Source organism: Melaminivora jejuensis (assembly GCF_017811175.1).
Taxonomy (GTDB): domain Bacteria; phylum Pseudomonadota; class Gammaproteobacteria; order Burkholderiales; family Burkholderiaceae_C; genus Melaminivora; species Melaminivora jejuensis.
Window position 1 is genome coordinate 1,965,481 of record NZ_JACWIJ010000002.1, and the last position, 12,745, is coordinate 1,978,225.

Annotated in this window: 11 protein-coding genes; 3 read left to right on the forward strand and 8 right to left on the reverse strand. The window is 69.4% G+C overall.

The window, feature by feature from the left end; genetic code table 11:
• Positions 1-4 precede the first annotated feature (4 nt).
• Together IDM45_RS09310 and IDM45_RS09315 are read left to right on the forward strand one after the other, a co-directional pair.
• Positions 5-415 carry a DUF1850 domain-containing protein gene (locus tag IDM45_RS09310; RefSeq protein ID WP_209422592.1) on the forward strand — a complete coding sequence of 137 codons (411 nt, stop codon included), beginning with the start codon at positions 5-7 and terminating at the stop codon, positions 413-415.
• Complete coding sequence (locus tag IDM45_RS09315) at positions 415-1,329, forward strand: AEC family transporter (RefSeq protein WP_209422593.1); 915 nt, start codon at positions 415-417, stop codon at positions 1,327-1,329. Before IDM45_RS09310 ends, IDM45_RS09315 begins: the two co-directional genes overlap by 1 nt.
• A gap of 168 nt (positions 1,330-1,497) precedes the next feature.
• On the opposite strand, the gene IDM45_RS09320 is transcribed toward IDM45_RS09315, so the two are convergent.
• The 8 genes from IDM45_RS09320 to queG form a co-directional block, all read right to left on the reverse strand.
• Positions 1,498-2,295 carry an ATP-binding cassette domain-containing protein gene (locus IDM45_RS09320; RefSeq protein WP_209422594.1) on the reverse strand — a complete coding sequence of 266 codons (798 nt, stop codon included), beginning with the start codon at positions 2,293-2,295 and terminating at the stop codon, positions 1,498-1,500.
• Positions 2,292-3,362: a FecCD family ABC transporter permease gene (locus IDM45_RS09325; protein WP_209422595.1), complete on the reverse strand. Its 1,071-nt coding sequence runs from the start codon at positions 3,360-3,362 to the stop codon at positions 2,292-2,294. The genes IDM45_RS09320 and IDM45_RS09325 overlap by 4 nt, the downstream gene beginning before the upstream one ends.
• 111 nt (positions 3,363-3,473) lie before the next feature.
• Positions 3,474-4,400, reverse strand: coding sequence for a heme/hemin ABC transporter substrate-binding protein (locus tag IDM45_RS09330; protein ID WP_209422596.1), 927 nt, complete (start codon positions 4,398-4,400; stop codon positions 3,474-3,476).
• The gene (locus tag IDM45_RS09335) at positions 4,397-5,320 is read right to left on the reverse strand and encodes a ChuX/HutX family heme-like substrate-binding protein (RefSeq protein ID WP_209422597.1); all 924 of its coding nucleotides are present in this window, start codon (positions 5,318-5,320) and stop codon (positions 4,397-4,399) included. Before IDM45_RS09335 ends, IDM45_RS09330 begins: the two co-directional genes overlap by 4 nt.
• Before the next feature lie 10 nt (positions 5,321-5,330).
• Positions 5,331-5,882, reverse strand: coding sequence for a pyridoxamine 5'-phosphate oxidase family protein (locus tag IDM45_RS09340; protein WP_209422598.1), 552 nt, complete (start codon positions 5,880-5,882; stop codon positions 5,331-5,333).
• 48 nt (positions 5,883-5,930) lie between these two features.
• On the reverse strand, positions 5,931-8,201 hold the full coding sequence (locus tag IDM45_RS09345; protein ID WP_209422599.1) for a TonB-dependent hemoglobin/transferrin/lactoferrin family receptor: 2,271 nt from the start codon (positions 8,199-8,201) through the stop codon (positions 5,931-5,933).
• 207 nt (positions 8,202-8,408) lie between these two features.
• Positions 8,409-11,135: a diguanylate cyclase gene (locus IDM45_RS09350; RefSeq protein ID WP_209422600.1), complete on the reverse strand. Its 2,727-nt coding sequence runs from the start codon at positions 11,133-11,135 to the stop codon at positions 8,409-8,411.
• A gap of 9 nt (positions 11,136-11,144) precedes the next feature.
• Positions 11,145-12,230: a tRNA epoxyqueuosine(34) reductase QueG gene (queG, locus tag IDM45_RS09355; protein WP_232654090.1), complete on the reverse strand. Its 1,086-nt coding sequence runs from the start codon at positions 12,228-12,230 to the stop codon at positions 11,145-11,147.
• On the opposite strand from queG, the gene tsaE reads away from it, so the two are divergent.
• A complete protein-coding gene (tsaE, locus tag IDM45_RS09360; RefSeq protein WP_408631669.1) occupies positions 12,210-12,743 on the forward strand; it encodes a tRNA (adenosine(37)-N6)-threonylcarbamoyltransferase complex ATPase subunit type 1 TsaE in 534 nt (177 codons plus the stop codon). The two genes, queG and tsaE, sit on opposite strands and share 21 nt — an antisense overlap.
• Positions 12,744-12,745: the final 2 nt, after the last annotated feature.

Sequence of the window (12,745 nt, forward strand, 5' to 3'; positions counted from 1 at the left end):
AGACATGACAGTACTGGGCATCTGCCTGGCGCTGGCGGCTGCGCCGGCAGCCTCAATCTTCGTGCCCGCCGAGCGCTTCACCCTGGCTTGGACGCATTCCATCGAAAAGGTGCGCTGGGAGGAGGACTACGCCGTCCTGCCCGGCCCGCCCGCCACGCTGCGGGCGCTGCAGGCCCGGGTGCGCGGCTCCGCCGCCGGCATGGAGCCGCCCCCTGACGCGCGGCTGGACGGGGGCTGGTACCGCTACCAGCCGCCCGCCCAGCCAGCCACGCCGCTGCTGCTCACGCGCTCGGAGTTCACTGCCGACTTCGAGCTGTGCCTGGCCGGACGCTGCCGGCCCATGGGCCACTGGCTCGCCTCGGATGGCGCCATCACGCGGCTGTCGCCTTGCAGCGCCCCTGCTGGCGCCCCCTGATGATGGGTGGTTACGTCCAACTGCTGCTGCCCGATTTCTCGCTGATCCTGGCAGGCTACCTGGTGTGCCGCTACACCCTGCTGGGGCGCAGCGTCTGGCAGAGCGTGGAAGCGCTGGTGTACTTCTTCCTGTTCCCGGTGCTGCTGTTTCACTCCATCGTCAAGACGCCCATCCAGGTCAGCGAGACTTCGGCGCTGATGGCCGCCGGGCTGCTGCTGAGCAGCGGCGGCATTGCACTGTCGCAGCTCCTGCCGCGCCTGCCGGGGCTGCGCCGGCACCTGCACGCGCGCGACCACGCCGGGGCGGCGCAGGTGGCGTTTCGCTTCAACTCCTTCATCGCCCTGGCGCTGGCCGAGCGCGTGGCCGGCGATGCCGGACTGCAGATGATCGCTGTACTGATCGGTGTGTGCGTGCCGCTGCTCAACGTCGCTGCCGTCTGGCCGATGGCGCGCCACAGCGAGCAGCACGTGCTGCGCGAGCTGGCGCGCAACCCGTTGATCATCGCCACGGTCGGCGGCCTGGCCTGCAACCTGGCCGGCCTCACGCTGCCCGGCTGGGCCACGGCGCCGGTGGCGCGCATCGGCGCAGCCTCGATCGCCCTCGGGCTGATGGCCACCGGCGCCGGGCTGCAATGGGGAGCGCTGCTGGAAGGCAATCGCACCCTGAGCACCGTGCTGCTGGCCATCCGCCACCTGCTGCTGCCGCTGTGGGCCTGGGCGCTGGCGCACGTGTTCGCGCTCGACAGCGTGCAGCGCAGCGTGCTGCTGGCGTTTTCTGCGCTGCCGACGGCATCGAGCTGCTACGTGCTGGCCGTGCGCATGGGCTACAACGGGCCTTATGTGGCCGGGTTGATCACGCTCTCGACGCTGCTGGCGCTGGCCAGCCTGCCGTTGGCGCTGGGAGTGCTGCTCTGAGAGCGTGTTTACGATCTCCGCGCGCAGGGGCGCGGGTGCGGATCGGGATGGGTTGCCAGGCGCAAACCGCAGCGATAGCCCGTGCTATCGCGAGGATTTGCAACGCCGCAGACCGCCCGAGGCCGCGCTCGCGCACCCGCGCGGGGATCGTAAACACGCTCTGAGCATTCAGGCCGGCTCCAGTGCGCGCACCGCAGCAGTGACGCACTCGCCATCCGCCGTCATGGCACTGGCAAAGCGCACGCCATAGAGGCGCTCCAGCGCAGCCAACGCCCCGCTGCCGCCGGCCACATCGACGGCCATATCGCCAGCCAGCGCGCCGCGCTGCACCAGCAGCAAGCGCTCGAAATCGCGCAGCGCCTGGTTCACGTCGTGCAGGATGGCGAGCACCGCATGGCCGCGTGTGCGGGCAAAGCCGAGCATGGCATCCATCAGCTGTAGCTGCAGACCCGGATCGAGCGCAGCCAGCGGCTCATCGACCATCACCAGCGCCTCCTCCTCGTCCCACAGCTGGGCGAACACGCGGGCCAATTGCACGCGCGCGCGCTCGCCGCCCGACAGGGTGTCAAAGCGCCGCCCCAAGAGATGCTGCGCGCGGGCCAGTGCCGCTGCCTGCTCGACGATGCGGGCCTGCTGCGGGTCGTGGGCCAGCGCCACACGCCCCAGCGCAACCACCAGATCGACCGGCAGGCCGAAGGCCACGTCGTGGCCCTGGGGCAGCACCGCACGCCGGCGGCTGAGAGCCTGCAGAGGCCAATCTGCCAGCGCTCGACCCTGCAGCAGCACACGGCCCCGCACAGGCGCGAGTTCGCGCGCCAGCAGCTTCATCAGCGTGGACTTGCCGGCGCCACTCGGCCCGAGGATGGCGATGTGCTCACCTGCTGCGACCTGCAGCGTGAAGGGGCCGAAATCCTGCCGGCCCAGCCGCACCCCGGCCTGCTCCAGCACCAGCAGCGGCGCGCTCATGCCAGCCCCCTTCGGCGCGCGGCCAACAGCAGCAACAAGAAAAACGGCGCCCCGAACAGTGCGGTAAAAATGCCCACCGGCACCTCGGCCGGTATTGCCACGCTGCGCGCCAGCGTATCGGCCACCAGCAGCAGCAACGCCCCCACGCCCATGGCCAGCGGGGCAACGCGGCGCTGGTCTGGCCCGGCCAGGCTGCGCACGATGTGCGGGGCCACCAGGCCGATGAAACCGATCATTCCGCACCAGGCGACGGCTACACCGCACAGCAGCGCCACCAGCACCACCACCCAGGTGCGCAGTTGGCGCACGTTGACGCCAACATGCGCGGCGGCGGCCTCGCCCAGGGCCAGCGCATTCATCACGCGCAGCAACCGGCGCACCTGCCACAGCGCCGCCAACAGCAGCGCCGCCAGCACGGCCACCACCGGCCAGTTGGCGCCGGCCAGCGAGCCCAGCGTCCAGAACGTCAGGCTGCGCAACTGCTCGTCACTGGCCAGATAGGTACACAGGCCGATCACCGCCGCTGCCAACGCGTTCAGGGCAATACCCGTCAGCAACAGGCCGGTGATGGAATCCGCCGTCAGCCAGCGCGCGACGCGATCGAGCGCCAGGCACACGCCCACGGCGCCGGCAAATGCCGCCAGCGGCAGCAGCCAGGGACGCAGCGCCACCGGCAGGGCCGGCAGGGCCGAGAGGAACACGATGCTCAGGGCGACTGCGCAGGCTGCACCACTGCTCACGCCCAGCAAGCCAGGATCAGCCAGGGGATTGCGAAACAGCCCTTGCGTCAGAGCGCCGGACAGCCCCAGCGCGGCCCCCACCAGCAGGGCCAGGGCGATGCGTGGCAGGCGCAGATGCCACAACACATAGGCGCTGCCCGACAGCGGGCCATCCCGCAGTGGCGCGCCCCAGTCGCCCGGCGCCACCTGCACCGCTCCACAGGCCAAGGCCAGCCCGATGCTGGCCGCAATCGACAGCAGCACCGCCAGCGCAGGCCGGCGCTGCACCAGCTGGCGCAACGCCACCCGGCGGGCGCTGGCTGGCAGGGCCAGGCTGTCAGCGCTCATGGCAGCCCCCGCATGGCAACACCTTGTTTTTATATGAAATATGTCTTAAACCCTTACCAGGCAAGCGCAAGCAGCTATCAAAAACGAAGTCATCAGCAAGCTGGCGAATACTCATGACGCAGCCCCCATGGCTTCGCGCAGGCTGGCATCCAGCGCTGCCAGGGCTACCGGCAAGCGCGGGCCAAAGCCCAGCAGGAGCAGCGCGTCGTGCGCGACGATGCGCCGCGCCCGTCCCGCAGGCGTGTGCTGCAGCCCAGGGAGCTTGAGCGCTCCTTCCAGCCCACCGATCGCCTGCAGGCCCTGCTCGGTCAACAGCACCACGTCGGGCTGCGCGGCCACCACGGCCTCGGGCGTCAGCGGCTTGAAGCCGGCAAACGACTGTACGGCATTGCGCGCGCCGGCATAGTGCAGCATGGCCTCGGCGGCGCTGCCCTGGCCGCCGACGACGATCTGGCTGGGACTGTGCGAGAGCACGAACAGCACGCGCGGCCCGGCAGCACGCTGGCCGGCCACACGGGCGCGCGCCGCTTGCCAGTCGGCACGCAGCCGCTGCGCCAGTTGCGCTGCCGCGTCCTGCCGGCCAAGCAGCTCCCCCAGGCGCGCCACGCGCGTGAGCAGGCCCTCGAAGCGGTGGTGGGCAGCCAGCACCTGCACCGGCACGCCCGCGCCTTGCAACTGGCGCAGCACCAGTGGCGGGCCGGCTTCCTCGCTGGCGACGACCAGCGCCGGCGCCAGCGCCAGGATGCCCTCGCTCGACAGCGCCCGGGCGTAGCCCACGACGGGCTGGCGCGTGGCTTCGGGCGGATAGGTGGAGGTGCTGTCAACACCGACCAGCGCCCCGCCCGCACCCAGCGCATAGATGATCTCGGTGATGGCCCCGCCGACGCTGACGACGCGCCCGGGGGCCGCAGCGCCGGCGCTCCACGCCCAGGGCGTGCCGGCCAGGGCCGCAGCGCCCAGAGCCAGGCGCAGGCCGGCGCGGCGCGACCGGGCCGGCGATGGGGCCGGCGATGGGGCCGACAAGGCGGCGCGGCTCATGCGACGCACTCCGGCAAGGCCACGTCCACCAGCGCGGCCCAGCGCACCGCATCCGCATCCGACGCCGGCTCGATGCTGCACAGCAGGGCGCCGCCGGCAGCGCACACCTGCAGCATCGGCACGGCGCGCACGGCGCTGGAATGCCGTTCGGTGCGGTCGATCCAGTCGGCCCGCAAGTGCAGATTGAAGCCGGGGTCGAGGATGTTCAGCCACGGCCCCATCACAGCGATGCGTTGCACCGCTGCGCTGCGCGACTGCTCGGCCCCCGGGTTGGCCACGCGCACGGTCAGTGCCAGCGCCTGCTGCGCCGCCCATTCAAGGAGACGCTGCACGCCGGCTGCGTGCTGCGTGGCTGCTGCCGGCATCGGCGCTGGAGCCGGCTGCGCTGCGGGCACTGGCTCGAACGCCGTTGGCTGCGTGCCGGCGAAGCGCGCCAGCAGCGGCCCAAATGCCTCCTGCGTGCTGCCCGACTGCAGCACTACCTTGTGGATAGCCTGGCCGCCAGCGTCGAAGAACTGCAGGCTGCGCTGCAACCCGCCTCGGACGCCCTGCTCGGCGACGCCGAAGCCGCCTGCCCAGCGGGCGTAGTGCAATTGCAGCTCGAAGCCTTCGCCCGCCACCCGGCCCGTGCCAGCGAGTGACGCCGGATAGCGGCCAATGGCCTCGTGGACGCAACCAGCGTTGCGCGTCAGCGCCATGACCTGGCCCAGCTCATGCAATGCACCGATGAGCGCCGACCAGTGGGGCTGCAGCGGCGTGGCCTGCAGGCGCGCGTCGCCAGGGGCCTGGCAGTGCGCGGCGATCAGCCGGCCCTCGGACACGCCCAGGGCCTGGGCGATGTCGCGGTGGCGCTGGCCTTGTCGGCGCCGCAGCTCGAACTGCGCGCGCAGGCCGGCATCGAAAGTATGGTCGTATGGCATGGCCCGCTCCTCAGCCTGCCAGGGCCTGGGACAGCGCCCGACGCGCACCGGCATCGCCCGTGCGATGGCCTTCGTCGCTGCGGTGGCTGACCTCGCTGAGTCCGTCGCCCGCCATCCGAAACGCCCGGGCGAAGCCGGTGACGTAGCTGCCCTGGGTCGGCGTCAGGCGGTACAGGTGAAAGTCCTGCATGGGTTCGAGCACATTCATCATCTTGCCAAAGCGCAGCCGAAACAGCGCCATCACGGCGTCGAAGTCGGCGCCGCCGCGCGCCACCTCCCGGGCGGTGCATTGCAGCGCGAGGCGCTGGCGTGCAAATGGCGTCTTGGCTTCGGCCTCGCTTTCGATGAACAGCACCGCACAGCGCCCGCTGGCGGCCAGATTGCGCCAATGGCGGGCAATCTCGCTGACATAGACGTAGAGTTCGCGGCCCTGCTCGACGTAGGGCGCGTAGCTGGCCTCGGGCAGGCCTGCGGCATCGCAGGTGGCCAGGTGCAGGGTCTGCTGGCGCAGCGCGAAATCCCAGGCTTCGGCGTTGAGGCTACTCAGGTCGAGCCTGGTCACGGGGTGGCATTCATGGCGGTATTCATGGGTAAGTGCTCCGGAAAAATCTCAAAAGTCGTACTTGACCGACAGCTGCACGTTGCGTCCGGGTGCGCTGTAGGCATCCAGCACCTGGCTGCTGGCAGCCAGGCCGCGCGCGTCCTGCCAGCGCCAATACGTCGTGTCCAGCAGATTGCCGATGCGCGCCTGCAGCGCCAGGCGAGGCGTGAACTGGTAATGGGCGCCCACGTCGATGACGGTGGCCGCGCGCGGAATGAAGGCCGGGCCGCCAGCCCCTGGGCTGGAAGGCGAGGCACTGACCGGCTGCACGCTACTGGGCGACTTGCGGCCGTAATGCACGGCGAGCGCCTCCAGGCCCCAGCGCGCGCGCTCGTAGCGCACGCTGAGCGTGGCCTTAAGCGGATTGACGCTCTCCAGCGGCGTGCGCCTGCCTGCTTCGGTGCTGTAGCCCTTGGTGTAGGCCACGCCAGCGGCAAGCGTCCAGTGGCGCTCGATGGCCCACTCGGCGCGCAGCTGTGCGCCATGGATGCGCGCGTCGTTGAGGTTGATGTACTGGAACACCATCGGATCGCCAGGCCGGCCCGTGCCCTGCACGATGTCCTGCTCGATGAAGTTCCGGTAGCGGTTGTCGAACGCCGCCACGCCATAGCGCCAGGCACCGAACTGCCCGCGTGCGCCGATTTCCACGCTCTTGGCACGCTCAGCCTGCAGCCGGGGGTTGCCTATCGAGGCATAGCCCTGCAGGGGGTTGGAAAAGCCGTTGTTGACCTGGTCGGGCGTCGGTGCGCGAAAGCCCCGCGACCATTGGGCGTAGGGAGCAAACGCTGGCGAAAGCTGCCACAGCACGCCCAGGCGCGGGCTGACGGCGCTGCCCGACAGTGACACCGCCTCGCCGTCGTAGCCAGCCGCCGAGGGCGCGAGGGCATAGTGATCCAGGCGCAGCCCTGGCGTCAGGTTGAACGCCCCCCACGGCATTTCGCTTTGCACGAAAGCGCCGGCCAGCGTGTAGGCCGTACTGGGAAAGGGGCGCGTGGGGAAGCTCTCGCCCGCAGCCGGTACGGTGCCGTCGCGCAGGGCGCTGCTGCTGGCGCGGCTCCAGTCCAGGCCATAGGTCAGATGCTGGGGCAGGCCCAGCGTGATGTCGCTTTGCAGCACGCTGGAAAAGCCAAAAACCCGGGACTGGTAGCGGTTGTCGCGCGTGCGGTCGAGGGCGATGAAGCGGTCTTCCCAGGTCTTTTGCCGACTCTGCGCGTCCTGCCAGTACAGCGTGGTCTGAGCACGCTGCACACCGCGTGCGTCCGGATCGGCAAAGCGGTGCTCCAGCGAGACGCGCTCGCGGGCCACGCGGTCGTCACTTTCCAGACCGATGACGCTGGTATCGGCCAGCGGCGGGCTCTTGCGCCCCGAGTACACCTGGGTGTCCTGCGTGCGGCGCAGTGCCTCCAGGGTCGCACCGAGCTGGTGTGCGCCATCGATGGCGTAGCTCGCCTTGGCCAGCACATAGCCGCTGTCGTAGTCCAGCGGATTGGGCGCGGTGCGGCGCTCGTCCAGGCTGTCGTCGCTGCCCTGGTTGCCGGTCTGGTGGCCAGCGCGCAGGCTGGCCAGCAACAGGCCCTGCCAATGGCCGCTGCCCTGCCCCGTGCGCCCGGCCAGGGCCAGCGTGCCGTAGCGCGAGCGATCGACACTGGCATAGCCGCTGCGGGCAAAGCCTCCCAGGCGCACATCGCCCTGCAACACGTCGCCCGGGTCAAGCGTGCGAAAGCTGACCGCACCGGCCAGGCCATCGCTGCCGAACTGCATCGATGCCGGCCCGCGCAGCACCTCCACGCTCTTGAGCCCGTCGGGGCTCACATAGTCGCCGCGCCCGGTGGAAAACGCAGCGAACGAAAACGCATTGGGCACGCGGATGCCATCGACCGTCATCAAGACCTGGTTGCCCTCCAGGCCACGGATGTTGATGCCTTCGACCCCGGCGCGCCCGGTCGGACTGGCCACACTGAAACGCGTCGGGGCGCTGCGCACCGACAGGTCGATCTCGTCGTCGAGCAAGTCCTTCAGGTTGCGCGGGTCGCGCCGCTCGATGTCGGCGCGCTCGGTCACGGTGACGGTGACCGGCACCTCATCGATCGTGCGCTCGGTGCGCGTGGCGCTGACAGTGACGGCTCTGAGCGTGGCCGCATCGGCCAACAGCGGCGCCGCAGAAGACGTGCCGGCGGGCAGAGGCGATGCAGGCAGGGGCGAAGGCGGCTCTTGCGCCCACAAGGGAGCGGCAAGACCAGTCAGGCCGGCACTGGCGAGCGCCAGAACCAGCGGATGCATGTGCAGCACAGTGCAAGTTCCTTGTCAGAAGGCACGGGCTGGCGCAGGCTGGCTGGTGCGGGAGAGGTGATGGAAGCAGGCTGGCGCGCATACCCGGTACGCGCGCCAGTGGCTCAACATGAGCGCAGCTTGATTTTAATCATAATGATAGCGATTCTCATTCAACAATCGAAACGCTTCTCAAAAATAAATCCAGTTGCCGCCGGCTCACCGCGCCACAGGCGCAGGCTCGGCCATGGCGGGCAGATCAGCCGACCAGCAGGTCGTGCGGTTGCGCCCGCTGCGCTTGGAAAAATACATGGCGGTATCGGCTCGCTCCAGGGCAATCAGGCCGGACTCGTCCTCGGCCTCCATGCTGCAGACACCCAGGCTGATGGTGATGTGCAGCGCAGTGCTGTCGGGCAGCAAAATCTCGCGCCCGGCGATCAGCAGGCGCAGCTCCTCGGCACGCTCCAGGGCCACCTCGGCATTGGCGCCGGACAGCAGCAGTGCGAATTCCTCGCCACCGATGCGCCCCACCATGTCCTGACGGCGCAGCGCCTGCGCCAGGGTCTGGGCCATCTCGCGCAGCACCACGTCGCCGGCGGCGTGGCCCCAGGTATCGTTGACGCGCTTGAAATGGTCGATGTCCAGCATGACCAGCGCGGCGTGCCCAACCAGTCCGGCGCGCAGGTGCTGCATCTCCGTGTCCAGCCGCTCCAGGAAGGCACGCCGGTTGGGCTCCCCGGTCAGGGCATCGGTCAGCGCCATCGTCTCCAGCCGGGTTTCGCGCTGGCGCCGCTCGGTCACGTCGCTGAAGACCCAGCAGTGGCCGATGCGCCGGCCCTGGTCGAGCAAGGCAAAGGATTCGATCTCCAGGAAGCGCTCGCCGGCCAGCGCCTGCAGGCTCTTGCCTTCGGCAAAGCCGCCCTGGCCGTCGCTGCGCAGCAGCGCCTGCGCCAGGGACTCGGGCACAAGGGCCGGCAGTTGCGCGACCGCCAGGCCTACCAGGGGCGGCGCAGACGCCTGCAGCCCCAGCAGCTCCAGCAACTGCCGGTTGGCGGCCACGATCTGCCAATCCTGTGCGTCCGCCACCAGCACGCCGGAAGGAAAGCGATCGATGATGACGCCCAGGGTGCGCCGGGCATGTTCCAGCGCGCTTTCTGCCCGGCGGCGCGCATCGATGTCCAGCAAAGTCCAGATGATTTCGCCTTCGCCCTCCTGCTGCGGATCGAGCCGGCTGCCCTGCACGTCGAACCAGTGGACGCTGCCGTCGGCCAGGCGCAACTGCAACTCGATGCGCGCCTGACCATGCTGCTGCAGCGCGGCATAGACCTCGTGGAAGCGCGTGAAGCTGGCGTCGTCCAGATGCAGCAGCCTGAACGAGGGCTGCGCCTGCAGGGCCTGCGTGCCCACTGCCAGGCCGAACGCCTGGGCGGCGCGCTCGTTGGCATAGGCGATGCGGCGCTGCGGGGTTGCCATCAGCACCAGGGCGCTGCTTCTGTCCAGCAGGGCATGGATCAGGTTGGTCTGCTCGACCCGCTGCTGGATGTCGGTTTGCGTGCCCAGCATCTGCAAGGCCCTGCCGCTGTCGTCGCGCTGCGTGACCTCGCCGCGCGACTCGATGCTGCGCCAGCCGCCGGCCGCCGTGCGCAGGCGGATCTCGACGCGAAACTCCTCGCCGCTGGCCAAGTGCTGCCGCAGCCGGGTGTGCAGCCGCTGCCTGTCGGCTGGATGCACATGCGCCATGAAACGCTCTGCGTCCAGGGTCATCGGCCCACCGGTGTGGCCTAGGATTTCCGCACAGCGAGCGTCCAACAGCACCACGCCACTGCTGCGATCCCACTCCCACAGGCCATCGCGCACGGCACGCATCGTTGCGCGCAGACGCTCCTCGCTCAGGGCAATGGCCTGTTGCGCCAGGCGAGCGTAGCGCTCCTTTTCCTGTTGTTGCAGACGTTCGCTGCGCTCGCGCAGCAGCGCCAGCCACGCTGCGGCGACGAAGCCCGCCAGGATCAAGGCCGTGCCCACAGCGTTACGCGTCACGATGCGCACGAACTCGGCGCGCACCGGTGCCAGCGCCCGGTTGTGATCCATGCCGGCACTGACCACGAGGGGCAGCGCCTCGACCCGGTGCCAGGCGTACAGGCGCCACAGGCCATCCATGGGGGAGTCGATGCTGTAGCGTCCGCTGTCCTGGTGGCCCTGGAAGAACCCGGCCCGATCCGGCGGCACCGAAGTGCCCAGCACCTCGTTTTGGCGCTGCGAGCGTGCCAGATAGCTGCCATCGCTGCGCAGCAGGACGATGACATCGCCCGCGCCGCTGGCCAGGGCTTCGAAATACTGTGCGATGTGGTCTGGCGACAGCGACAGCACCAGCACCCCGATGAACACGCCATCGCGCTGCAGCGCCCGGCTGAGCTGGATCGACCAGCGCTGCGACACCCGCCCGAGCACCGGTCGGCTGACGAACATGCCCGGCACCTGCTGCTGCGCATGTACCTCGAAATGCTCGCGGTCGCGGATGGTCACGGAAGTGCGCGGCTGGCCCTGCGGCTCCAGGCTGGAATAGACGATGTTGCCTGCCGCATCGGCCACGGCCACCTGCATCACCGTGCCCACGGGGTAGGCCTGCTGCACGGCCTGCACGGCGTCGGCAAACGCGGCCCGATCGCGCATGGCGTAGAGTGCGCCCAGGCTTTGCAGCGTGTAGTCCAGCCCCGCCAGCAGCGTCTGCACCTGCACCGAGGCCGATTGCGCCATCTGCCCCGCGCGCAGCCAGGTCTGCGCCTCGACTTCGCGCTGCTGCTCGCGGTGGCTGGTCAGCAGCACCGACCAGTAGGCAGCCAGGGCCGCCAGCAGCCCGGCCAGGGCCAGCGCAATCAAGATCTGAGAGCGCGACCATCGATCCCGCTTCAGGAGGCTGGCAACGGGCTTGCGGCGCTCATCAGGCATGGAGCTTGTTCAGGGTGGTTGCTGAGCCAACGCCCAATGTACATGCTCAACCACCAAGGGCGAAGGGTGCGCCAGCCGCGCCTGCAGGGCAGCGCGCAGGGACGCCGCCTGCGCTGCATCGGCCACGCGCAGAGCATTGCCCAGGGCCACAGCAATGTTGCGCAGCCAGCGCTCGTGTCCGATGCGCCGGATGGGGCCGCCCTCGGTCAGCCGCAGAAAGGTGGCTTCGTCCCAGCCGAACAGCGCCGCCAGCTGCTGGCCGGACAGACCGGCGCGCTGGTCGAAGTCGGGCAGGCTGCTGACTTGGGCGAATTTGTTCCAGGGGCATATCAGCTGGCAATCATCACAGCCGTAGATGCGATTGCCCATGAGCGAGCGCAAGGCAAGTGGAATTGGCCCGGCGTGTTCGATGGTCAGGTAAGAAATGCAACGCCGTGCATCGACGCGGTGCGGCGCCACGATGGCCCCGGTCGGGCAGATATCCATGCAGGCCTGGCAACTGCCGCAGTGCGCTGTGACCGGCTCGGTCGGCTCAAGCGGCATGTCCACATAGATCTCGCCCAGGAAGAACATGGAGCCGGCCTCGCGCGACAGCACCAGCGTGTGCTTGCCACGCCAGCCCTGGCCGCTGCGGCTGGCCAGCTCGGCCTCCAGCACCGGGGCCGAGTCGGTGAACACCCGGTGGCCGAAGGGGCCGAGCGCCTCGGCGATGCGGTCGCTGAGTTTTTGCAGCCGTGCGCGCAGCACCTTGTGATAGTCCCGGCCCCGGGCATAGACCGAGACCACGCCCTCGGACGGGCGCGCCAGGCGCTCGAACTCGACGGCCTGCCAGCCCGCCGGCGTATCGCGCGGCAAATAATCCATGCGCGCGGTGATGACGCTGACGGTGCCCGGCACCAGCTCCGCCGGCCTGGCCCGGCGCATACCATGCGCCGCCATGTACTGCATGTCGCCGTGAAAGCCGGCGGCCAGCCACTGCGCCAGCCCAGGCTCGGCGCTGGCCAGATCCACGCCGGCGATGCCGATTTGGGAAAATCCCAGTTCACGCGCCCATTGCCGGATGAGAGGAACGAGTTGACTGCTGCTGACCACCATAGCGCCGAAATTGTAGGAAGCCTCCTGGCCGGTGCGCTTGCATCCGCATCGCTGACATGGGCAGACGAGGAGGCGACGCAGCGTTTCGCCCGCGCCCTGGCCGGCCAGCCTGCGCTGCGCAACGCCTTCATCACGCTGCACGGCGACCTGGGCGCGGGCAAGACTACGCTGGTGCGCCACCTGCTGCGCGCCCTGGGCGTAGCCGGGCGCATCAAGAGCCCGACCTACGCCGTGGTTGAGCCGCACCAGGCGCCCGGCCTGGACATCTGGCATTTCGATTTCTACCGCTTCAGCGATCCACGCGAGTGGGAGGATGCAGGCTTTCGCGACATCTTCGCCAGCCCCGGCCTGAAGCTGGCCGAGTGGCCGGACAAGGCGGCAGCCGTCCTGCCGGCGGCAGATGTTGCCATTTGGCTGTATGCCAACGATGATGCGAGCCGGCTCGTCACGCTTGCTGCCCACACACCGCGCGGAGCAGCCCTGCTGCAGGCGCTGGCACCCACCCTGTCCTGAAC

Coding starts and splice junctions, on each gene's coding strand:
- IDM45_RS09335 (WP_209422597.1), bottom strand. CDS start 5,320: ATGCCATACGACCATACTTTCGATGCCGGCCTGCGCGCGCAGTTCGAG.
- IDM45_RS09320 (WP_209422594.1), bottom strand. CDS start 2,295: ATGAGCGCGCCGCTGCTGGTGCTGGAGCAGGCCGGGGTGCGGCTGGGC.
- IDM45_RS09330 (WP_209422596.1), bottom strand. CDS start 4,400: ATGAGCCGCGCCGCCTTGTCGGCCCCATCGCCGGCCCCATCGCCGGCC.
- IDM45_RS09345 (WP_209422599.1), bottom strand. CDS start 8,201: ATGCATCCGCTGGTTCTGGCGCTCGCCAGTGCCGGCCTGACTGGTCTT.
- IDM45_RS09350 (WP_209422600.1), bottom strand. CDS start 11,135: ATGCCTGATGAGCGCCGCAAGCCCGTTGCCAGCCTCCTGAAGCGGGAT.
- queG (WP_232654090.1), bottom strand. CDS start 12,230: ATGGTGGTCAGCAGCAGTCAACTCGTTCCTCTCATCCGGCAATGGGCG.
- IDM45_RS09315 (WP_209422593.1), top strand. CDS start 415: ATGATGGGTGGTTACGTCCAACTGCTGCTGCCCGATTTCTCGCTGATC.
- IDM45_RS09310 (WP_209422592.1), top strand. CDS start 5: ATGACAGTACTGGGCATCTGCCTGGCGCTGGCGGCTGCGCCGGCAGCC.
- IDM45_RS09325 (WP_209422595.1), bottom strand. CDS start 3,362: ATGAGCGCTGACAGCCTGGCCCTGCCAGCCAGCGCCCGCCGGGTGGCG.